We start from the raw sequence: 22,369 nt of genomic DNA on the forward strand, positions 1-22,369 counted from the left end.
AGTAAATATGACACAAGAAAAAAATGTAATATTGACTGCCCGCGATATTGTCGTGGAATTTGACGTTCGTGATAAAGTCTTAACTGCCATTCGTGGTGTATCGCTTGACCTCATCGAAGGTGAAGTTCTTGCTCTCGTAGGAGAGTCAGGCTCTGGTAAATCTGTTTTAACAAAGACTTTTACTGGAATGTTAGAGGATAATGGTCGAGTAGCGCAAGGATCGATTAACTATCGTGGACAAGATTTGACAAAATTGAAATCCAATAAAGATTGGGAACCTATTCGTGGTGTTAAAATTGCGACTATTTTCCAAGATCCAATGACAAGTTTAGACCCAATTAACACGATTGGTAGCCAGATTACAGAAGTTATTGTAAAACATCAAAAGAAAACGGCAAAAGAAGCGAAAGAAATGGCTATTGACTATATGAATAAAGTCGGTATTCCTGATGCTGAAAAGCGTTTTAGTGAGTATCCTTTCCAATATTCAGGAGGAATGCGTCAACGGATCGTTATTGCCATTGCGCTTGCTTGTCGTCCTGATATTCTAATCTGTGATGAACCTACAACAGCGCTTGATGTTACCATTCAAGCACAAATCATTGATTTGTTGAAATCATTGCAACAAGAGTATCAATTCACTACTATTTTTATCACCCACGACCTTGGAGTGGTAGCAAGTATTGCGGATAAAGTTGCCGTTATGTATGCTGGAGAAATCGTCGAGTATGGTACAGTAGAAGACGTCTTTTATGATCCACGTCATCCTTATACTTGGAGCTTGTTATCAAGCTTGCCACAGTTGGCAGATGATAAAGGAGAGCTTTACTCTATTCCTGGCACACCGCCGTCTCTTTATTCACACTTGCAAGGAGATGCTTTCGCTCTTCGTTCAGATTATGCGATGGAAATTGATTTTGAGGAAAAACCACCTCAAATCTATGTATCAGATACACATTGGGCAAAAACGTGGTTGCTTCATGAAAATGCTCCAAAAGTGAATAAACCTGCTGTTATTGATGATTTACATGAAAAAATTAGCTCAAAAATGGGTTTTGCTCATTTAGACGCTTAGGAGGAAGGAAATGCCTGAAAAATTAGTAGAAGTTAAAGATTTGGAAATTTCCTTCGGTGAAGGAAGCAAGAAATTTGTTGCTGTAAAAAATGCTAATTTCTTTATCAATAAAGGAGAAACGTTTTCACTTGTAGGAGAATCTGGCTCTGGTAAGACAACAATCGGTCGTGCCATTATTGGTTTGAACGATACTAGCAAGGGAGATATCTTCTTTGATGGAAAGAGAATCAATGGTAAGAAATCAAAAGAGGAAGAATCAGAAGTGATTCGCAAGATTCAAATGATTTTCCAAGACCCTGCTGCTAGTTTGAATGAACGTGCGACAGTTGATTATATTATTTCAGAGGGTCTGTATAATTTCCATCTGTTTAAAGATGAAGAAGAACGTCAGAAAAAGGTGAAAGATATTATTCATGAGGTAGGGTTGTTATCAGAGCATTTGACCCGCTATCCGCATGAATTTTCTGGTGGTCAGCGTCAACGGATTGGGATTGCTCGTGCGCTTGTTATGGAGCCAGATTTTGTGATTGCAGATGAGCCGATTTCAGCACTTGACGTCTCTGTGCGCGCACAAGTTTTAAATCTTCTTAAGAAATTCCAAAAAGATCTGGGCTTGACCTATCTTTTCATTGCCCATGATTTATCAGTTGTACGTTTTATCTCAGACCGTATTGCTGTTATTTATAAGGGTGTGATTGTAGAGGTGGCTGAAACAGAAGAACTCTTCAATAATCCAATCCATCCTTATACGCAGTCATTGCTATCTGCTGTCCCAATTCCAGACCCAATATTGGAGCGGAAGAAAGTATTGAAGGTTTATGATGCTGCTCAACATGATTATTCAGTAGATAAGCCAGAAATGGTTGAAATTCGTCCAGGACACTTTGTCTGGGCTAATAAAGCAGAAGTTGAAAAGTATAAAAAAGAATTGTAAATAGATCTTCAACTTTGTTGACAATTAAAGAGGTTAAATAAGAACTTAGTCTCTAGTTAAAATTAAGGAATGAACGACAATAAAAAAGCTTAAAACCAACGTTTTTGATAACATGGTTTTAAGCTTTTTTACTATTTTTGAGCTTTTATGCTATACTAGTTTTAGTATAAAAAGGAGAAATGTTATGTATCAATTGATTGCATTTGACATGGATGGAACGCTTTTGACCAGTCAAAAGACGATTGCTAAAAGTAGTATTGCAGCTATTGACAGAGCGCATGCAGCTGGAAAACAAGTTGCACTTTCAACAGGGCGCTCTCTGTCAGAACTAGGTCTTTATAAAAAAGATTTGCAAGGGATTCGCTATGCCGTTCTTGCTAGTGGTGCATTGATTTATGATTTGGAAATGAAGCAAACTTTAGCGGAGCAAACATTACCTGCTGTTGTAGTGGATAAAGTGAAGGCGTTGGCAGAAGCTAACGATTTAATGGTGGTCGGTATGATCAATGGACAAGGCTATCTTCAGCGCTCTCATTTTGAGAACATTGCGAACTACTATATGGAAATTTATACTGAACTGTATGATGAAACAGCAGTATTAGTAGATAATATCTGTGATTTGTTAGCAAAGGAAAGAGAAAATTTTGGTAAGATCAACATCTATCACTTAACAGCTGATGAACGAGATCAATCGTATGAGGTTTTGTTATCTGAGGATATTGCCATGATAAAATCAGAAGTAAGTGGTCTTGAACTAACAGCGCGGGGTGTTGAAAAAGGGCAAGGTTTAGCTCACCTGGCTCAATATTTGCAACTCCCTATGGAACAGATTATTGCTGTTGGTGATGCAGATAACGATGAAAGTATGATTCGTGAAGCAGGCTTGGGCATTGCTATGGGAAATGCTAATGAGAGTATTAAAGGATTGGCGGATGTCATCGTAGCTGATAATGATCATGATGGCTGCGCGCAGGCAATTGATAAGTTTCTCCTTGTAGAATAATTAATAGAAGTCCATAGGAAACGTATAAAGATTAAACCCACTTAAGTATGGAGAAATTAAGTGGGTTTTCATTATTTTACAGTGTTAAATGCTTTTTCCTGAAGAAAGGTGAACAGGTAAGAAGTAACCCGTTGTTGGAACTTTTTCTCCTTCAATTTTTCGCAGCAATAAATCGACCAGTAAGCAAGCTATATCTTTTAATGGTTGCTGAATAGTGGCGAGCTGTGGATAGTAATTTTCCACAAAATAAGTTCCGTCATAACCAATAACTTTTAGTTCCTCTGGGATGTTGATCCCCAGTTCTTGAGCGACTTTCATGATTAAAATGGCAGTTAAATCATCTGAAGCAAAAATAGCATCAGGCTTCTTATCTTTTAAGATATTTTTGATTTCCATTTCTTTGCGAATGGGGGAGAAGTCGCTAGATACATTGATAATAGGAGCGGTTGGTAGGACAGAGGCAAAGCCTGCATGGCGGAGACCTGTTGGTGAATTGGAATTATCATTTCCGGTAATCATAATGATCTTTTTAGCTCCAGATTTGACCAATGTTTCTGCGGCTAGGGTTCCACCAGCATAGTTGTCAGAAGATACAACAGGGATAGAAGGAGATAAGTTGCGGTCAAAAGAGATAATAGGGGCTGTTACGCGGTCATAATCCGAAATTCCCAAGTTATGGCTGCCAGAGATAATGCCATCGACTTGATTGGCTTCTAGCATCTCCAGATACTCTTTTTCTTTGCTTGAATTGTGTTCGCTGTTGCAGATAATTGTTTTGTAACCTCTATTAAATAACTCGTGTTCTAATTTATCAATGAGTTCAGCATAAAATATATGACTAATATTTGGAAAGATCAATCCAATTAATTTAGCGGATTTTCCTTGTAAGCTGCGAGCGAGATTATTAGGTTTGTAGCCTAATTCTCGCATAGCTTCAGTTACTTTTGTGATTGTTTTTTCTGAGAGGTAGCCTTTTTTGTTAATCACACGGGAAACAGTTGTGGGGCTGACCCCTGCTAGTTTTGCTACATCAGTTAGTTTTGCGACCATAATCTAATTCATAGTAAGTTCCGGTTGGATTTCCCTCAGTGATAAAAATGCCGTTTTGGTCATTATGTGGGAAAATGCGACCTGAAAATACTTTCTCTCCTTTGTTAATAAAAATTTCAAAAACTGACTTATCAATGAAAATTGAGGCAGTTGTAGTTTGGTTTTCAATCATACAGCGGCGAACTGTCCCAAATTCAAGAGCATATTGTTCGCCAACTTCACTACGGTCAATTGTTACTTGACCATTTTTGATATCGAAGTGAATACGGAGGCCTTTGTGTTTTTGATCTGCAAAGAGGACGATTTCAGTTTGTGAACCACTTGCAAATTCTAATTCCAGTTCATAGCTGTTTTTTGTTTTTGCTTGGTTGGTGAATACTTTATTCTCTTTCCGCAGGTTTTGGATTGCTTGAACAGGATATTGATAGAGTTTTCCTTTTTTTAGTGTTAATTCCTTGACAAGCGAGAAAATTCCTTGATGATCAAAACGATCAGATGGGTAAGCAATATCCGGCAAACCTAACCAGCTGACTGCTAAGACACGGCCATCTGGAGCATTGAAAGCTTGGGTTGCATAGCAATCAAATCCATAATCTAAATTTTGCAGAGGGCTAGGATCGACAATTGCTGTCTTTGCTATGTCAAACGATTGACCTATCTTATACATGTTTGGGAAAATATTGTCGTAAGGAGCAACTTTTTTTGATAAACCTTGAGGGCAGTAGAGCAAAACAGGTGTTTCATCAATAAAGACAAGATTGGGGCATTCCATCATATAGGCTGTATTGTCATTTTCAAAGTCTAAATCGCCGACTTCTTCCCAGTTTGTATAGTCGTTTTCAACTGCTTTATAAAGCTTGATAAACCCTTTTTTGTCCAGATTTTGTCCGCCGATAATGCCATAGATCTGGCCTTTATAATTGAAAATCTGTGGATCGCGAAAGTGATCTGTAGCTTCTTTTGGCTGCTCAATCAAGACTTTATCAATCTTCTCGAGTTTCCCTTCTTTATCCAGCAATGCTCCGATTTGGTATGGGTGGCGTACCCAATTTTCATCGCGAACATTTCCGGTATAAAAAAGGAAAAGCTTGTCATTAAACTGCATAGCAGAGCCAGAGTAGGCGCCGTGGCTATCCAGTTTCGTATCTGGTAGAACTCGTAGACCAGTTTCTGTGAAATGGACTAAATCATCACTTTCGAGCTGTACCCAGCATTTTAGACCGTGGGTTGCTCCAAAAGGGAAGTTCTGATAGAACACAATCCATTTACCATTAAAATAAGAGAAGCCGTTTGGATCATTGAGTAATCCTGTCTGAGGTTCTACATGGTAACTAGTATGCCAAGGGGATTTTTCAATATTTTCTTTTATTTGATTGATTTCATCTGTTGTCCAGTTTTCATAACGTTTGTAGCGTTGTTCGGTTGTCCAAGCCAATCTTTTATCCTCCAATATAGTTTTCTTACTTATATAGTAAACGTTTTCTTTAGAAAAATCAACTTTTTAGCAGAAAAAAAATAAAACTTCTGCAAAACGCTTGACATATTTTTAAATCGTGTTAAAATAATAGTCGTAGGAGCGATTAAATCGCTTTCATAAAAGTTAATTATTTTCAATAAGGAGATGCAAATGGAAAATAAGGACATTGCAAAAGCAGTCATTGAAGCCATCGGTGGACGAGACAATGTAAGTAGTGTTGCTCACTGTGCAACCCGTCTGCGTATCATGGTCAAGGATGAAGCTAAAATTGCTAAAGACAGGGTTGAGAATCTTGAGAAGGTTCAAGGAGCATTCTTTAATTCAGGTCAATATCAAATTATCTTTGGGACTGGTACCGTTAATAAAATATATGATGAAGTGGTTGCACTTGGCTTACCAACTTCTTCAATTGGTGAACAAAAAGCAGAAGCTGCTAAAAAAGGAAATTGGTTCCAACGCGCTGTTCGTACATTTGGTGATGTATTTGTACCTATCTTACCAGCCATTGTAGCAACAGGTCTTTTCATGGGGATTCGTGGTGCGATTAATAATGATACGATTCTTGGATTATTTGGAACAACCTCAAAAGCTTTTGCTGCATCAGATTTTTATACTTATACAGTCGTTTTGACAGATACAGCTTTTGCTTTCTTCCCTGCTTTGATTTCTTGGTCGGCTTTCCGTGTATTTGGTGGGAATCCGGTTATTGGTATTGTACTTGGCTTGATGCTGGTAAATACAGCTCTTCCAAATGCTTGGGCTGTTGCTTCTGGTGATGCCAAGCCGATCATGTTCTTTGGTTTTATTCCGGTCGTTGGTTATCAAAATTCAGTTTTGCCAGCCTTCTTCATTGGTCTACTTGGTGCGAAGCTTGAAAAATGGTTGCATAAGAAAATTCCAGATGTGCTTGATTTGCTTGTTGTGCCATTCTTGACTTTCCTTGTGATGTCAGTTCTGGGTCTCTTTATCATTGGTCCAATTTTCCATTCACTTGAAAATGTCATTCTTGCTGCAACAAAAGCTATTCTTGCCTTACCGTTTGGCTTAGCAGGTTTGATTCTTGGGGGTATTCACCAACTAATTGTGGTAACAGGTGTGCACCATATCTTCAACTTATTAGAAGCGCAATTGATTGCCAATGAAGGAAAAGATGCCTTTAATGCGATTATTACAGCTGCTATGACAGCCCAAGCCGGTGCAACTCTTGCAGTTGGTGTAAAAACAAAATCTAAAAAATTAAAAGCTCTTGCATTTCCAGCAGCTCTCTCTGCAGGTCTTGGAATCACTGAGCCAGCTATTTTCGGGGTCAACTTGCGTTATGGTAAACCATTCGTTCTGGGTCTTGCTGCCGGTGCTATTGGTGGTTGGTTAGCCTCTATTCTTGGACTTGCTGGGACTGGATTTGGGATTACCATCATCCCAGGTACGCTTCTCTATCTGAATGGTCAAGTTCTTCAATATATCTTTATGGTACTTGTAACAACTGGTCTTGGATTTGGTTTGACTTATGCATTTGGTTATAAAGATGCTGAAGAAGAAGCTACTGAAGCTAAAGAAGTAGTCGAAGCGAATGAAGCTGCTGCGCCAGTTCTTACTGACGAAACAATCCTTTCTCCAATCGTTGGTTCAATCGTTGATTTGAAAGATGTTAATGATCCAGTGTTCTCAAGTGGTGCTATGGGACAAGGAATCGCAGTAAAACCTAGCGAAGGTGTGGTATATGCTCCTGCTGATGCAGAAGTGACAATCGCATTTGCAACTGGTCATGCTTACGGATTGAAAACGACAAATGGAGCTGAGATTTTGATTCATATTGGTATCGACACAGTTTCTATGAACGGTGATGGATTTGATCAAAAAGTTACTCAAGGTATTGAAGTCAAAGCAGGTGATGTTCTTGGTACATTTGACGTTGCCAAAATTGCAGCCGCTGGTCTTGATGACACAACCATGGTGATTGTTACCAACACGGCTGATTACGCTTCTGTCACTCCTGTTGCAGAGGGGGCAGTAACTAAGGGAGAGGCTGTCATTGAGTTGAAAGTCTAATGTAAGATAAAGCGAGCAAATGAATGTTTGTTCGCTTTTCTTTGAAAAAGAGAAGAATAACTGAAATTTGTACTCAGAAGTGACATGAATATATGCTATAATGAAGAGAGAATAAAACAAAATATAAAGAGGTTTTGAAATGACAAAATTGTATGGAAGCTTAGAGGCTGGTGGTACAAAATTTGTTTGTGCAGTTGGTGGCGACAATTTTGAAGTGGTTGAGAAAACGCAATTTCCAACGACTACACCGATTGAAACATTGGATAAAACAATTGCATTTTTCTCACGCTTTGAGAATTTGACGGGATTGGCAATTGGTTCCTTTGGACCGATTGATATTGATCCAAATTCAAAAACATATGGTTTTATTACAACGACACCCAAGCCACACTGGGCAAATGTTGATATTGTTGGTGCTTTGCGGCGTGCATTGAATGTGCCGATTTTCTTTACGACAGATGTTAATAGCTCTGCGTACGGTGAAATAGTAGCACGAAACAATGCTGGTGGTCGTATTGAAAATTTGGTTTATTATACGATTGGAACAGGTATTGGTGCTGGTGCTATTCAACGTGGTGAATTTGTTGGTGGAACAGGTCATCCTGAAATGGGGCATTATTATGTTGCGAAACACCCGATGGATGTAGAGAAAGAATTTAATGGTGTTTGTCCATTCCATAATGGTTGTTTGGAGGGATTGGCTGCTGGGCCTAGCTTAGAGGCTCGTACTGGCATTCGAGGAGAAAATATAGAACTCAACAGCTCTGTCTGGGATATTCAAGCTTATTACATTGCGCAAGCAGCGATTCAAGCGACAGTGACTTTCCGTCCTGATGTGGTTGTCTTTGGTGGAGGGGTCATGGCGCAACAACATATGCTGGATCGAGTTCGTGAAAAATTCACTGTTCTTTTGAATGGTTATCTGCCAGTACCTGATGTGCGTGACTATATTGTGACACCAGCTGTTGCTGGAAATGGCTCAGCAACACTTGGAAATTTTGTCTTAGCTAAAAAAGTCAGTGAAAAAGTCAAAGGATAATTAAGTGAATTGAGAGCAAGTAAAAGGATATTGAATGAACTTGCTCTTTTCTTATGAGGAGGAAAATGATTAAACCAATTGTAAAAGATCTATTATTTTTACAACAGAAAGCGCAATTGGCGACCGAAGAAGATATCGAAATTGGGCAGGATTTATTAGATGCTTTAAAAGCAAATCAAGATAGGTGTGTCGGAATGGCGGCCAATATGATTGGGGTGCAAAAACGAGCGATTATTTTCATGTATGGTATGGTGCCTGTTATCATGTTCAATCCTATTTTGAAAAGGAAGTCCTCTCCTTATCAAGCAGAAGAATCGTGTTTATCACTTTCGGGAAGTTGCTTGACGACTCGTTATAAGGAAATTATGGTTGAATATTTGGACCAGAATTGGCAAAAACAAACGCTAACTTTGAAAGATTTTTCAGCACAAATTTGCCAGCATGAATTGGATCACTTGGAAGGTATTTTGATATAGAAAAACGTGTAATATATGCTATGTCGGAAAAAATCGACTAATAGTGAAGAAATGCTAGAATTTTGTAAGTTTTGTCGAATGAATCTTGATGAACAATGTTTATAGTTTAAAAAAGCGTCGGGAATGGTTGATTTGTGATGCAAAAAGTGGATTTGTTGGAAATGAAGTTTGGGGAATATGCTTAGCTAAATGAGTTATTATCTGCGATGATGGTTTTAATAAAATAATAGTGGAATCAAAAATTTAAATTTTAAGGAGGATTTGTCATGTCAAAGAGTCTTATAGATACGGTTCAATTCCGTCATGGTGCTCAGCTCTCTAGTCGTTTGGTTATGCCACCAATGCTAACCTTTAGTGGTTTGAAAGGTGGTTTCGTTTCTGATGATACCTTGCGCTATTATCATGCTCGTTCGCAGGCGGCTGGATTATTGATTGCTGAGTACCATTATGTGAGTGAGTCAGGTGGACCTTGCTCTAGACCAGGTTATCCTGAACAATTAGGAATTTACTCAGATGAGCATCTAGAGGGAGCTAAAAAGATTGCGGCAGCCTTGCAGAAAAATGGCAACAAAGCTATTTTGCAGATTCATCATGGTGGGCGCGAAGCTTCTGGTCGCGCTGTTAAAGGTGAGGAGGTTTTGGCACCCAGTGCTCTTGATTTTTCATTTTTGTCTTATCCAGTTCGTGAAATGACGAATGCTGAGATTGAAGGAATTATTAAAGATTTTGGACGTGCCACTAAGCGTGCTATTGAGGCTGGTTTTTCAGGAGTGGAAATTCATGGTGCAAATCATTATCTCTTGCAGCAATTTTTTTCAAGTTTCTCAAATGTGCGTGAGGATAAATGGGGCAGTTCTTTAGAAAAACGTATGGCTTTTCCTCTTGCGGTCGTAAAAGAAGTGAAACGAGTAGTGGGAAAATATGCACCAAAAGATTTTATCGTAGGCTATCGGATCAGCCCTGAAGAAATTCACGGAGATGAGGTCGGTTATAGTTATAGAGAAGCCCAAGCCTTGATTCGAGAGGTCATCAAATATGAGTTGGATTACATTCATCTGTCGCTCTGGGAAGGATATGCGTCAAAACCTGTTGGCTCTGATCGGACTTATGCTGAGCATTTTAAATCAATTCTAGATAATCAAACTAAGCTAATTATTGTTGGTGGTGTCTTTAGTGAGGAAGATGCGCAGGATGCGATTGCACAGACTCCGACTGATTTGATTGCAGTTGGTCGCGGAACATTGATTGATCCGTTGTTTGGGCAAAAGATAAAAGAAGGTCGTGGTGATGAAATTGTACACCAAATTAGTCCAGAACAACTAGAGCAAACCGCCTGGACATCTGGTTTGCGTGAAGCCTTTACTCGTGAGGATTCTTTAGGTTTACCAGAGTTGCCAGGACATGATAGTATCACAGAGATTCATACTGGAAAATATGACAGTGCTGAAAAGTAAACGTCTTATATAAAAAATAAGGATAGCTGGCTGAATTTTTGGTCAGCTATTTTATTTTAATAAAAATAGTTCTCATAGAAACTTATTACTTGACATTCATTTGAATTATAGTAAAATAGTTCTCATGAAAACTAATTGGTTCTCTAGAGAACTATTTGAAAGGAAATCAAATGGAAAAACCATTATTGGAATTCAAGCGATTTGGACGGAAGACACATCTGATGATTCAAAAAATTGCCAAAGAGCGAGGGATTGAATTTATGGCGGGTCCACAAGGGCAAGTATTGCATTTTGTGAATCATCGAGAAGATTGTGGCAAGATGACCTTTATTAAAGATATTGAGCAGGAGTTGGGAATTACCAAGTCAGTTGCTAGTAATTTAATGAAGCGAATGGTTAAAAATGGCTTGATTTATCTGGAAGTGAGTGAAGCAGATAAGCGCGCTAAGATTATTCGTTTGACATCGGAATCAAAAGAGCGCATGAATAAAATTCGGGATTTCTTTGATGAGATGGATCGCTGCTTATTGACTGGCATTTCAGAAGAAGATTTGGTGACTTTTTTTCAGGTAATGGGAAAATTTTACCAGAATATTGAAAAAATAGGAAAAGGAGAAGCGAATGGTTAAATTGTTTAAACGTTTAACTGTTAAAGAAGTAGGGATGATTATCATCAGTATCTTATTTACTTGTTTGGCAGTTTACTTGGACTTAGAGGTTCCAACCTATATTTCAAAAATTACGGAACTCCTACAGACGAGAGGAACAGTTATTTCTGATTTGTGGAATCCGGGCTTGAAAATGATTGGATTGTCATTTGCTAGTTTTCTCAGTGCTGTGGTCGTTGGTTTTATTGCGGCTAGATTGGCAGCTAGCTTTACAACGAGCTTGCGCTCAGATATTTTCAATCGTGTACTGGATTATTCAAATGCTGAGATTAAGAGATTTTCTATTCCAAGTCTTTTAACGCGGACAACCAATGATCTTACGCAAATTCAGCTTATGATTACTATGGGCTTGCAAGTCGTGACTCGTGGACCGATTATGGCGATTTGGGCGATTACAAAAATCATTGGGAAATCAGAATACTGGCTGTGGGCAGTTATTGTCGCAGTTATTGTGAATATGATTATGACGACAGTTTTGATGACGTTGGCCTTTCCAAAGCAATCTGTTATTCAACGGTTGACTGATAAGTTAAATAGTATTACGCGTGAAAGTCTAACAGGGATTCGTGTTGTTCGAGCTTACAATGCTGAAGACTATCAAGATGATAAATTTGCAGGGGCAAATGATGAAGTGACTCGGTTGAATCTCTTTGTTAGTCGGCTCATGGCTATTTTAAATCCGATTATGATGGGGATTTCGAGTGGTTTGACCTTGGCAATATACTGGATTGGTGCTTACTTGATTCAAGATGCAGTTTTACCAGGACGTTTGCCAATCTTTAGTGACATGGTTGTCTTTATGTCCTATGCTATGCAGGTCGTAATGGGCTTCATGCTCATGGCTGCTCTGTTTATCGTTCTTCCTCGTACCTTGGTGTCTGCGGGGCGGATTAATGAGGTACTTGATTTGCATTCCACGATTGAATCTCCAATGCAACCCAAAACAGCTAAAGATGTCAAAGGTGAAGTGGTATTTGACAATGTTTCTTTCCGCTATACTAAAAACTCTGAGGCTGTCATTGAACATGTTAGCTTTACAGCTAAAGCGGGCGAAACGGTAGCTTTCATCGGATCAACTGGTTCTGGGAAATCAACCTTAATTAGTTTAATTCCTCGTTTCTATGATGTGACAGAAGGAAGAATTTTAGTAGATGGCGTGAATGTAAAAGATTATCAGTTGGAAGATTTGCATAATAAAATTGGCTACATTCCACAAAAAGCTATTCTCTTTTCTGGTGATATAAAGAGTAATTTAGATTTTGGACAAAGCAATGAAAGTCCATTGGATGATGAAAAAATGTGGTCTGCGTTGGACTTGGCACAAGCGAAATCATTTGTTGAAGAAAAAGAAGATGGTCTGCACTCAGAGGTCGCACAAAGCGGAACCAATTTCTCTGGTGGTCAAAAGCAGCGGCTGGCGATTGCGCGTGCACTTGCTAGGAAACCTGAAATTCTGATTTTTGACGATTCATTTTCAGCACTGGACTATAAGACAGACCGTATTTTGCGAGAAGAATTGGCGAAAAAAGTGAAAGCTACAACCAGATTGATCGTAGCTCAGCGGATTTCAACGATCATGGATGCCGATCAGATCTTGGTGTTGGATAAAGGGAAAGTTGTTGGGCAAGGAACTCACAAAGAGCTGCTAGCGACAAACGAAGTTTATCAAGAAATTGCTTACTCACAATTATCAAAGGAGGAATTGGAAAATGGAAAATAAAAAATCATCTTTATTTAGCCAAGTGAAACCCTATATCAAAGGATTCCAGTTTCCATTGCTCGTTGCATTTGTGGGAGCAATGCTATCTAGTGTTATCACGGTTTATGGTCCGGTCAAATTAAAAGAAATTACCAATCTTATCACAGAAGGAATGAGAAGTCGGATTGATCTGAAGGCGATCTCTAATATTGCTCTTTTCTTAGCCGTTTTATATGCGGTGGGTGCTTTATTAAATTATATGCAATCCTTTATTATTTCGTCCGTTGTTCAGCATTTTTCAAAACGTTTACGGACAGCCATTGCGGAGAAAATTAATAAATTACCCTTGCGGTATTTTGATAGCCATTCGCAAGGGGACACTCTTTCACGAGTCACTAATGACGTGGATACTGTTGGACAATCTCTGAACCAAAGTTTAGGCACAGTGATTTCATCAAGTTTGCTTCTTATTGCTGTTCTCTTTATGATGTTTTATAACAACGTGGTTCTATCCTTTGTAACGATTGGATCGGTTTTGATTGGTTTTGTCTTTGTTGCGTTGATTATGGGTAAATCACAACGGTTTTTCCGCGCACAACAAGAGAATCTTGCTAGTGTCAATGGATATGTGGAAGAGATGTATTCTGGTCACAATGTCATTGTCAGCTATAATGCTACCGAGGAATCAAAAAAAGCCTTTCAAATGCTTAATACGAATCTTTATAGTAGTATGTGGAAGTCCCAATTTATTTCTGGAATTATGATGCCGTTAATGATATTTACAGGGAACTTTGGTTATGTGATGGTCGTATTGGTTGGAGCGAGCATGGCATTGAATGGTGATGTCACGATGGGGACGATTGTTGCCTTTATGGTATATGTACGGACTTTTTCTCAACCATTGTCCCAAATTGCACAAGGGATTACCACTCTTCAACAAGCTAGTGCTGCTATGGGGCGTGTATTTGAGTTTTTAGCAGAACCGGAAATGGAAAATGATGAGCACAAGTCTCAACAGCTCACAACTTTAAAGGGTGATGTTACCTTTGATAATGTATTCTTTGGCTACAATCCGGATCGAACAATTATTCATGATTTTTCTGCCAAGGCCAAAGCCGGCCAAAAGATTGCTATTGTTGGTCCGACCGGTGCTGGGAAAACGACGATTGTCAATCTGTTGATGAAATTTTATGAAATTGAGAAAGGGCGGATTACTATTGATGGTATTGATACCAAGCAAATGAAACGTTCTGAGGTACACGATGCTTTCTCAATGGTCCTTCAAGACACTTGGTTATTTGAGGGAACGATTAAAGAAAATTTGATTTACAATCAGAAGAATATTTCTGATGAAGCGGTTGTGGCAGCGACTAAAGCTGTCGGGGTTCATCACTTTATCAAGACTTTGCCAAAAGGATACGATACAGTGTTGGATGAAACAGTCAGTCTTTCTGTTGGGCAAAAGCAATTGCTGACTATCGCGCGTGCACTTCTTAAGGATGCTCCCTTACTTATCTTGGATGAAGCGACTTCATCTGTTGATACGCGGACAGAAGAATTGATCCAAAAAGCGATGGATAAGTTGATGGAAGGAAGGACTTCTTTCGTCATTGCTCACCGCTTGTCGACCATTCGTAATGCTGATTTGATTTTGGTCATGCGTAATGGTAATATCATTGAACAAGGAAATCACGATCAATTGATGGAAGAAAATGGCTTCTATGCTGATCTTTACAATAGTCAATTCGATGAAGAGGCAGAGTATGCGTAAAGGAAATGACAAACGATAAATTACAATAGGGACTCTTTCTAGTCAAACTTTGACCGGAAAGAGTTTTTTGTTATTAAATTTTTGAAAAAGTATAATCTTTATATATAAAAGACTAGACATTTAATAAAAACTGTGCTATACTAATTTCAATGATAGGTAATTTGTTAATAAAAACTTACCTCATATACAAAATTTTAAGGAGAAATTTCATGACAAAAGCGTTAATTATCTGTGCAGCAGGGATGTCTTCTTCTCTCATGGCTAAAAAGACAACTGAATACCTTCAAGGTCAAGGACAAGATATTACTGTTGAAGCAATTGGAGCAACAGAAGGAAATAAAGTAATTGAATCTGCCGCATTTGATCTTTATTTAATTAGTCCTCAAACAAGAATGTATTTCAAACAATTTGCTGACCTCGGAGAAAAAGTTGGACGTCCAGTTGTTCAAATTCCACCTCAAGCCTATGTTCCAATCCCAACAGGAGTCGCAGCTCTGGCTAAAGTAGTCACAGACAATCTATAAAGAGGATGTTATGAATACAGAAGAATTACAAGTAGTAGCATTTGAAATCATTCTTCATAGTGGAACTGCGCGTGCAACAGTACACGAAGCATTTGCAGCGATGCGACTTGGTCACTACGATGAAGCTTCTCAAAAATTGGAAGCCGCGAATACAGAATTGGTTGAAGCACATCACGCACAGACGAAATTGTTGCAAGATTACGCAAGTGGCGTTGAGATTAAGATTGAGATCATCATGGTTCATGCACAGGATCATTTGATGACAACAATGACATTACGTGAAGTGGCATTAGAGATGCTTGAATTATATAAAAAGTTAGAAGAAAAATAATTTATTTATAAACCTCCTAAGAATAAACTTATAGTATTTGTGTGAATTAGTTACATGTTATAGGTTTATTTTTTATCTTTTATTTAGCATAAACTCCCCAAGGTATCGGAACCCTTGGGGAGTTTTGTCACATTTAATCTTCAAAACCGTTTTTGTCAGACAACTCTTTAAAGAAATAACCTGATTTTTTAATGGTTCGTTTTCCTTTCTTATCAAGGTCAACGGCAATGAGACCATAGCGATTTTTGTAGGCATTGCACCAGAACCAATTGTCCATACAAGTCCAAAGATGATAGCCGATGCAGTTAGCTCCTTCTTCAATGGCTTGGTGTAGGTAACGGAGGTGATCTTTGATGAAGTCAATGCGGTAGTCGTCCTCAATTTGACCATTGGCGTTGATATAGCGCTCCTCACCTTCGACGCCCATGCCGTTTTCTGAGATATAGCAAGGAAGATTTCCATAGTTATCACGGACATTCATCATAATGTCGTAGATTCCTTTTTCATAGATTTCCCAACCGCGATAAGGGTTCATTTTTTTACCTGGCATATCGTAGTAGTCAAAGAAATCATCTGGCATAGGATTTTGCGGGTCTTTATCAGCAGGGTTTTCCTTTGCTTTAACTCGGCGTGGCTGGTAATAATTGACACCAAGCAAGTCAATGGTATTTTCTTTAATGGTCTGCAAATCTTCAGCTGTGTATTCTGGAATCATATCCAATTCTTTAATGATAGCAATCAAATCAGCAGGGTATTCGCCTTTGATGGCAGGATCTAAGAAAGAGCGATTAAAGAAAGCATCTGCAATTTGAGCAGCTTTGACGTCTTCAGGATTATTCTCATCACGCGGATAGCTTGGGGTTAAGTTGAGGATAATCCCAATTTTACCATCTTGCTTTTCGTGATAGGCTTTGACAGCTAAGCTGCTGGCGAGCATTTCGTGAAAAGCCACCTGTACAGCGTGTTTCATGTTGACTTCATTTGGATAATGGAAATTGTAGAGGTAACCACCTTCGACAGGGACAATAGGTTCATTATGAGTGAACCAGTATTTGACGCGATCACCAAATAGGTTAAAGCAGGTTTTTGCAAAGTTTACATAAGCATCAACCGTTTCCCGATTCAGCCAACCACCTTTTGCTTGTAGTGCCATTGGCATGTCAAAATGGTATAAGTTAATAAATGGTTCAATTCCATTTGTAATCAGTTCATCAATGAATGAATTGTAAAAATCTACGGCTTGTGGATTAACAGCACCAACGCCTTCTGGGATTAGCCGACTCCATTGGATAGAAGTGCGGAAAGAATTGTGTCCAGTTGCTTTCATTAGTTGCACATCTTCTTTGTAATACTGATAATTATAGGAAGCTTTATCAGGTCCAATATGGTTGAAGAATTTTTCAGGTTCTTTGTTGTACCAATAGTCCCAGATATTCTCTCCTTTTCCATCGCCGTCAAATCGACCTTCTGTTTGCGGTCCACTGGAAGCAGTTCCCCAAAAGAAGCCTTTTGGAAATGTTAAAAATGTCATATATTTTCTCCTTTTTAAAAATAGTCTACAATATAATACTATACTTTTTTCAAAAAAGTCAATCTTTTTTATAAAAAGTATAGACATTTTATAAAAAGTATAGTATAGTTAGAGTATCAAAAAAGAAAAGGAGGGAAGATTGATGAACAAGTTTCTAGATCAAATCGGTGATAAGTTGTTGCCATTGGCAAACAAACTCGCTTCCAATCGTTATTTGGCTGTTTTACGAGATGCCTTTATGCTCTCCTTTCCGTTAACGATGTTTGGCTCAATTGTAGTGGTATTTAACAATTTGCCATTTTTTCATGATGCAACGAAAGCTACTTTGTCTAATCTGTTTGGCAGTGGACAAAATGCAACGATGTCAATTATGACAATCTTTGTAACGTTTGGTATTGGCTATTATTTATCAAAATCTTATGATGTGGAAGGAATTTTTGGAGGAGCAGTTTCCTTTTCTAGTTTTCTTCTTTTGACACCTTTTTATACCATGTCAGAAAAAGGTGAAAAAATTTCAGGCGTCTTGAGTTTAGACCGTTTAGGGGCAAAAGGGATGTTCCTTGGAATGCTGGTTGCATTTTTGGCAGCGGAAATCTACTGCTGGGCAACGAAAAAAGGTTGGCAGATTAAAATGCCAGACAGCGTTCCGCCTGCAGTAGCCAAGTCGTTTGCGGCTTTGATTCCTGCCGTATTGACTCTTTCCATATTCTTGTTTGTCAATGCTGGTTTGACAGGATTTTTCAATGCAAATCTTCATGATATTATTTATAAGGTTATTCAAACGCCGCTGGTTGGCTTGGGAAGTAGTATCTGAGCAACTTTAGTGGCAATCTTCTTTGTTCAATTTTTATGGTTCTTTGGACTTCATGGACAAATTCTTGTTAATTCTGTCATGGATCCAATTTGGAATACATTGATGTTAGATAACTTAGAGGCTTATCAGGCTGGCAAGCATTTGCCACACATTATTTCCAAATCATTTATGGAAACCTTTACTGTTGGTTTAGGTGGTTCTGGGATGACGCTAGCTGTAGTTATCATTATGGCTTTTATTTTGAAAAAGAAAATGTATAAGGACGTTGGACGACTTGCTCTTGGCGCGGGGTTATTCAATGTCAATGAACCAGTTATCTTTGGCTTGCCAATCGTTTTGAATGCGACTATTCTGATTCCATGGGTTTTAGCACCGATTGTTGTGACTGCGTTTAACTATATTGTGATGGCAGTAGGAATTGTTCCAGCTCCAACAGGAGTGGCAGTTCCTTGGACGGTGCCCGTATTCTTTAGCGGAATGCTAGCAACCAATTCCATTTTAGGTGGTGTCCGTCAGTTAGTGGATATGGTGATTGTTGGATTTATCTGGTATCCATTCCTTCGTATGCTGGACAAACAACCTGATTCTGTATTATAATGAGATGAATGACAGATTTGCAGGAGCTATCATATGCCTAAATACGAAGAAATAGCAAATATACTTCGAGATAGAATCGCAAATGGAGTCTACCCAGTAGACTCCATGTTGCCTATTCAGTCTGAATTATCAAAAGAGTTCGGTGTTAGCCGAATGACTATAAAAAAAGCTGTTGAGATTCTAACCATTGAGGGATTGATTTTTTCCAAACAAGGAAATGGAACAAGAGTGTTAAATTCCTCTTTTTGGGATAAAGAAGATTCAAAATTTCGCTTGAATAATTACAATGGCTTGAGTCAAGATTTCAAAAATGATGACCGAAAATTAACGAGCCAGATTATTCAGTTTGCAGTTGAATTCCCAGAAGCCGAGATTGCAGAGCGCCTGCAAGTGGAAGTGACGACGCCAGTTTATAAAATCATACGTTTGCGTCTGCTTGATGAGAAGCCTTATGTGTTGGAACACACTTATATGCCGTGTGATTTGGTGCCAGGATTGGATGAGAGTATTTTACTTCAGTCTATCTATGCTTATTTATGGGATGAATTAAACTTAAAATTTGCCGGAAGTTATCGCCATATCACAGCTGAAAAGCCAGATGAATATGATAAAAGGTATCTGGACTGTCAAAATGACGATCCACTTTTGCAGGTTGAACAAGTTGTTTATCTCGAAAATGGGCGTCCGATTGAGTACTCGAGAAGCCGCAATCGCTTTGACACGAGAGGCTATTCGCTTTTAGATGTTAAAAATATTTAAGTTGTTTATACAATATTAAAGGAGGAAATGATGTCAGAACCATTATTTTTACAATCTGTTATGCAGGAAAAAATCTGGGGTGGAACGAAGCTACGAGATGAATTTGGCTATGAAATTCCCAGTGATAAAGTAGGCGAATACTGGGCGATTTCAGCTCATCCACACGGAGTATCTACTATAAAAAACGGTCGATTTGCAGGACAAGGATTGGATAAAGTCTATGCTGAGCACCGTGAATTGTTTGGCAATAGCAACGAGCCTGTTTTTCCGCTTTTAACCAAAATTTTGGATGCCAATGATTGGCTTAGTGTTCAAGTTCATCCAGATGACCACTATGCTATGGAGCACGAAGGAGAATTAGGAAAGACCGAGTGCTGGTATGTGATCGCGGCAGATGAAGGAGCAGAAATCATCTATGGACACAGTGCTCAGTCACGAGAAGAGTTGCGCCAGCAGATTGAAAAGAAAGAATGGGAGAAGCTCTTAACCAAGGTGCCAGTCAAGGCTGGGGACTTCTTCTATGTTCCAAGTGGCACCATGCACGCCATTGGCTCAGGTATCTTGATTTTAGAAACGCAACAGTCCAGTGATACTACCTATCGTGTTTATGATTTCGACCGAAAAGACGCTCAAGGCAATTTGCGCGAGCTTCATCTAGAAAAATCCATTGATGTACTCAATATCGGTACGCCGGCCAATAGTCGACCAGTTACTGTGAAAGCAGATGATTTGCAATCAACCCTTTTGGTTGCCAGTGATTTCTTTGCCGTTTACAAATGGGAAGTGTCAGGGAAAGTTGCGATTGAGAAAACGGTCCCTTATTCATTGGTGAGTGTGTTGGCAGGACAAGGGATGCTGACAGTAGATGAGAAAGCTTATCCGATTGCAAAAGGAGACCATTTCATTTTACCAAGCGACGTGGAGGCTTGGACTTTTGAGGGACAAGATCTTGAAATGATTGTCAGTCATCCTTAATAACTTTTATATAGAAAATCAGAGGTTGGGAAAAAGTCCGCAACCTCTTTAAAAGCATAAGTCTAAAGCATCATGATGTAGTGGTTCATTAGTTTACTCATTTTTACAGATGATTTCAAAGGAATTATAGCAGTCTATTTTATTCTCTTATTTATGCAGAAATTATCAGTTATATTAAAAAATGATGTCATTTTCAGAAAACATTGATACTATTTCAGAAAAGCGTTATAATGGCTGATATTGAAAAATTTAGGAGAAAAATATGTTTTCCAAGTTGAAAAATATTTTTATTGGTCGACCTTTGAAATCAAGTGATGAGGGAGAAGAAGGAAACTTATTAACGAAACTACAGGCCCTAGCCATGTTATCAAGTGATGCTCTGTCTTCAATTGCTTATGGGCCTGAACAAGTTGTTTTGGTTTTGATATCTGTATCTGCTGGCGCGATTTGGTGGTCGTTGCCAATTGGTATTGTGGTGCTGATTTTATTGGCTAGTTTGACTATTTCATATCGTCAGGTGATTCATGCCTATCCACAAGGTGGTGGGGCTTATATGGTTACAACGGAAAATCTTTCACCAAAAGCTGGTCTGATTTCAGGTGGTAGTTTGCTGGTTGATTATATGTTGACGGTAGCGGTATCTGTTTCGTCTGGAGCAGATGCGATTACGTCAGCAATTCCTGCTTTACATCCTTATAATTTGCATATTTCTATTATTTTAGTGCTGGCTTTAATGCTAATGAACTTACGCGGATTACGGGAATCTGCAGTTTCTCTTATGATTCCAGTGTATTTGTTTATCGCAAGCACTGTTTTCTTGATTGGTTTTGGCTTATTGCAATTATTGCTGGGAAATTTATCCTATCATGCAACGGCTCCTATCGGAAAATCCATTTCAGGTGTTAGCTTAGTGCTTCTGTTACGTGCTTTTACGAGCGGTTCAGCCTCTTTGACAGGTGTGGAAGCTATTTCAAATTCTGTCCCATTTTTCAAAACACCAAAAGCTGAAAATGCGGCAAAAACTTTGGCAATTATGGCAGCGATTCTTGGATTTATGTTTGCTGGTATTACCTTTTTAAATTATTGGATTGGAATTGTTCCGATAAAGGGTGTTACGACGCTTGCTCAAATGGCACAAGCTATTTTGGGAAATTCACCTATTGGGCGGCTTCTCTTTTATATTTTCCAACTGTCAACAGCACTCATTCTTGCTGTAGCAGCTAATACAGGCTTTTCGGCCTTTCCTATGCTATCTTACAATATGGCAAAAAATAAATATATGCCACATATGTATATGGAGAAAGGTGCTCGCCTTGGTTATTCAAATGGGATTTTGACCTTGGCCATTGGTGCAATTTTTCTTTTGTTGATTTTCAATGGAAATACTGAGCGGCTCATTCCACTTTATACGATTGGTGTATTTGTACCTTTTGCGCTTTCTCAAACAGGAATGGTCGTACATTGGCGCAAACAGCACGGAAAGCATTTCTTAAAACATTCTGTAACAAATATTCTGGGTGCAGCGATTTGTTACACGATTGTGGCGATTTTGTTGCTTTTCCGTTTGCGAGATATCTGGCCATTCTTCCCAATTATTATTATTTTGCTTTGGATTTTCTTAACAATTAAAAATCATTATAACAAAGTTGCTAAACAATTGCGTTTAAATGAAAAAATTGAACGCGTGGACTATGCAGGAAATCTGGTTTTGGTCCTTGTTGGGAATGTTACGCGTGTTAGTGCCGGTGCGATGAATTATGCTTGTAGTATTGGTGATGAAGTGATTGCTATGCACGTATCTACTAAAGAAACACAAGAAAAAGATGAGGAAGTAGCAAGTGAATTTAAACACTATTTTTCAGATATCCAATTTGTCAATGTAGAAACAAGTTACCGTAATATCATCAGACCAACAGTACAGTATGTGACAAAAGTCGCTCGTAATGCGCAGAAGAAAGGTTATACCGTAACGGTATTAGTGCCACAGTTCATTCCAAATCATAGCTGGCAAAATATGCTGCACAATCAAATGAGCTTGAAATTGAAATATTTTCTCAGATGGCATGAAAATGTTGTTGTAGCTAGTTATTCTTATCACTTAAAAGAGTAAGGACATAGAACGGTAGTTTTGAATGGAACTGCC

General features: G+C 38.7%; 18 protein-coding genes and 1 pseudogene. 16 read left to right on the forward strand and 3 right to left on the reverse strand.

Going from position 1 to position 22,369, the window contains the following annotated elements; genetic code table 11:
- Positions 1-7 precede the first annotated feature (7 nt).
- The 3 genes from HMPREF2542_RS02340 (at position 8) to HMPREF2542_RS02350 (ending at position 3,012) form a co-directional block, all read left to right on the forward strand.
- Positions 8-1,075 carry an ABC transporter ATP-binding protein gene (locus HMPREF2542_RS02340; protein ID WP_006268109.1) on the forward strand — a complete coding sequence of 356 codons (1,068 nt, stop codon included), beginning with the start codon at positions 8-10 and terminating at the stop codon, positions 1,073-1,075.
- Positions 1,076-1,085: 10 nt separating this feature from the next.
- Positions 1,086-2,009: an ATP-binding cassette domain-containing protein gene (locus tag HMPREF2542_RS02345; RefSeq protein WP_003070566.1), complete on the forward strand. Its 924-nt coding sequence runs from the start codon at positions 1,086-1,088 to the stop codon at positions 2,007-2,009.
- Between the two features lie 184 nt (positions 2,010-2,193).
- On the forward strand, positions 2,194-3,012 hold the full coding sequence (locus tag HMPREF2542_RS02350) for a Cof-type HAD-IIB family hydrolase (protein WP_058669831.1): 819 nt from the start codon (positions 2,194-2,196) through the stop codon (positions 3,010-3,012).
- A gap of 84 nt (positions 3,013-3,096) precedes the next feature.
- Here the strand turns inward: HMPREF2542_RS02350 and HMPREF2542_RS02355 are convergent, their stop codons facing one another.
- Together HMPREF2542_RS02355 and HMPREF2542_RS02360 are read right to left on the reverse strand one after the other, a co-directional pair.
- On the reverse strand, positions 3,097-4,062 hold the full coding sequence (locus HMPREF2542_RS02355; RefSeq protein WP_058669830.1) for a LacI family DNA-binding transcriptional regulator: 966 nt from the start codon (positions 4,060-4,062) through the stop codon (positions 3,097-3,099).
- A complete protein-coding gene (locus tag HMPREF2542_RS02360; protein ID WP_070484250.1) occupies positions 4,043-5,497 on the reverse strand; it encodes a sucrose-6-phosphate hydrolase in 1,455 nt (484 codons plus the stop codon). The genes HMPREF2542_RS02355 and HMPREF2542_RS02360 overlap by 20 nt, the downstream gene beginning before the upstream one ends.
- Positions 5,498-5,689: 192 nt before the next feature.
- On the opposite strand from HMPREF2542_RS02360, the gene HMPREF2542_RS02365 reads away from it, so the two are divergent.
- The 9 genes from HMPREF2542_RS02365 (at position 5,690) to HMPREF2542_RS02405 (ending at position 15,550) form a co-directional block, all read left to right on the forward strand.
- Positions 5,690-7,588 carry a sucrose-specific PTS transporter subunit IIBC gene (locus tag HMPREF2542_RS02365; RefSeq protein ID WP_070484252.1) on the forward strand — a complete coding sequence of 633 codons (1,899 nt, stop codon included), beginning with the start codon at positions 5,690-5,692 and terminating at the stop codon, positions 7,586-7,588.
- A 139-nt stretch (positions 7,589-7,727) separates the two neighbouring features.
- On the forward strand, positions 7,728-8,627 hold the full coding sequence (gene scrK / locus HMPREF2542_RS02370; RefSeq protein ID WP_003074417.1) for a fructokinase ScrK: 900 nt from the start codon (positions 7,728-7,730) through the stop codon (positions 8,625-8,627).
- Positions 8,628-8,692: 65 nt separating this feature from the next.
- Entirely contained in the window at positions 8,693-9,103 is a 411-nt protein-coding gene (locus tag HMPREF2542_RS02375; protein ID WP_058669827.1) for a peptide deformylase, read from the forward strand.
- 266 nt (positions 9,104-9,369) lie between these two features.
- On the forward strand, positions 9,370-10,557 hold the full coding sequence (locus HMPREF2542_RS02380) for an NADH-dependent flavin oxidoreductase (RefSeq protein ID WP_058669826.1): 1,188 nt from the start codon (positions 9,370-9,372) through the stop codon (positions 10,555-10,557).
- Positions 10,558-10,727: 170 nt separating this feature from the next.
- Entirely contained in the window at positions 10,728-11,186 is a 459-nt protein-coding gene (locus HMPREF2542_RS02385) for a MarR family winged helix-turn-helix transcriptional regulator (RefSeq protein WP_049481646.1), read from the forward strand.
- Positions 11,179-12,945, forward strand: coding sequence for an ABC transporter ATP-binding protein (locus HMPREF2542_RS02390; protein WP_058669825.1), 1,767 nt, complete (start codon positions 11,179-11,181; stop codon positions 12,943-12,945). The genes HMPREF2542_RS02385 and HMPREF2542_RS02390 overlap by 8 nt, the downstream gene beginning before the upstream one ends.
- Entirely contained in the window at positions 12,935-14,695 is a 1,761-nt protein-coding gene (locus HMPREF2542_RS02395) for an ABC transporter ATP-binding protein (RefSeq protein ID WP_058669824.1), read from the forward strand. Before HMPREF2542_RS02390 ends, HMPREF2542_RS02395 begins: the two co-directional genes overlap by 11 nt.
- Before the next feature lie 209 nt (positions 14,696-14,904).
- A complete protein-coding gene (locus HMPREF2542_RS02400) occupies positions 14,905-15,219 on the forward strand; it encodes a PTS cellobiose transporter subunit IIB (protein ID WP_020999794.1) in 315 nt (104 codons plus the stop codon).
- A 10-nt stretch (positions 15,220-15,229) separates the two neighbouring features.
- Positions 15,230-15,550 carry a PTS cellobiose transporter subunit IIA gene (locus HMPREF2542_RS02405; protein WP_003031767.1) on the forward strand — a complete coding sequence of 107 codons (321 nt, stop codon included), beginning with the start codon at positions 15,230-15,232 and terminating at the stop codon, positions 15,548-15,550.
- Between the two features lie 133 nt (positions 15,551-15,683).
- Here the strand turns inward: HMPREF2542_RS02405 and HMPREF2542_RS02410 are convergent, their stop codons facing one another.
- Positions 15,684-17,081, reverse strand: coding sequence for a glycoside hydrolase family 1 protein (locus HMPREF2542_RS02410; protein WP_058669823.1), 1,398 nt, complete (start codon positions 17,079-17,081; stop codon positions 15,684-15,686).
- Positions 17,082-17,223: 142 nt separating this feature from the next.
- Here HMPREF2542_RS02410 and celB point away from each other — a divergent pair.
- The 4 genes and pseudogenes from celB (at position 17,224) to HMPREF2542_RS02430 (ending at position 22,336) form a co-directional block, all read left to right on the forward strand.
- A pseudogene (gene celB / locus HMPREF2542_RS02415) lies at positions 17,224-18,492 on the forward strand (PTS cellobiose transporter subunit IIC).
- 33 nt (positions 18,493-18,525) lie between these two features.
- Positions 18,526-19,251 (forward strand): GntR family transcriptional regulator, encoded by a 726-nt coding sequence (locus HMPREF2542_RS02420; RefSeq protein ID WP_058669822.1) that lies wholly within the window; start codon positions 18,526-18,528, stop codon positions 19,249-19,251.
- A 30-nt stretch (positions 19,252-19,281) separates the two neighbouring features.
- Positions 19,282-20,226 carry a mannose-6-phosphate isomerase, class I gene (gene manA / locus HMPREF2542_RS02425; protein WP_070484254.1) on the forward strand — a complete coding sequence of 315 codons (945 nt, stop codon included), beginning with the start codon at positions 19,282-19,284 and terminating at the stop codon, positions 20,224-20,226.
- Between the two features lie 262 nt (positions 20,227-20,488).
- Positions 20,489-22,336 carry an APC family permease gene (locus HMPREF2542_RS02430; RefSeq protein ID WP_058669820.1) on the forward strand — a complete coding sequence of 616 codons (1,848 nt, stop codon included), beginning with the start codon at positions 20,489-20,491 and terminating at the stop codon, positions 22,334-22,336.
- The last annotated feature ends 33 nt before the right edge of the window (positions 22,337-22,369 follow it).

The organism is Streptococcus sp. HMSC034B05, assembly GCF_001809055.1.
GTDB classification, from domain to species: domain Bacteria; phylum Bacillota; class Bacilli; order Lactobacillales; family Streptococcaceae; genus Streptococcus; species Streptococcus constellatus.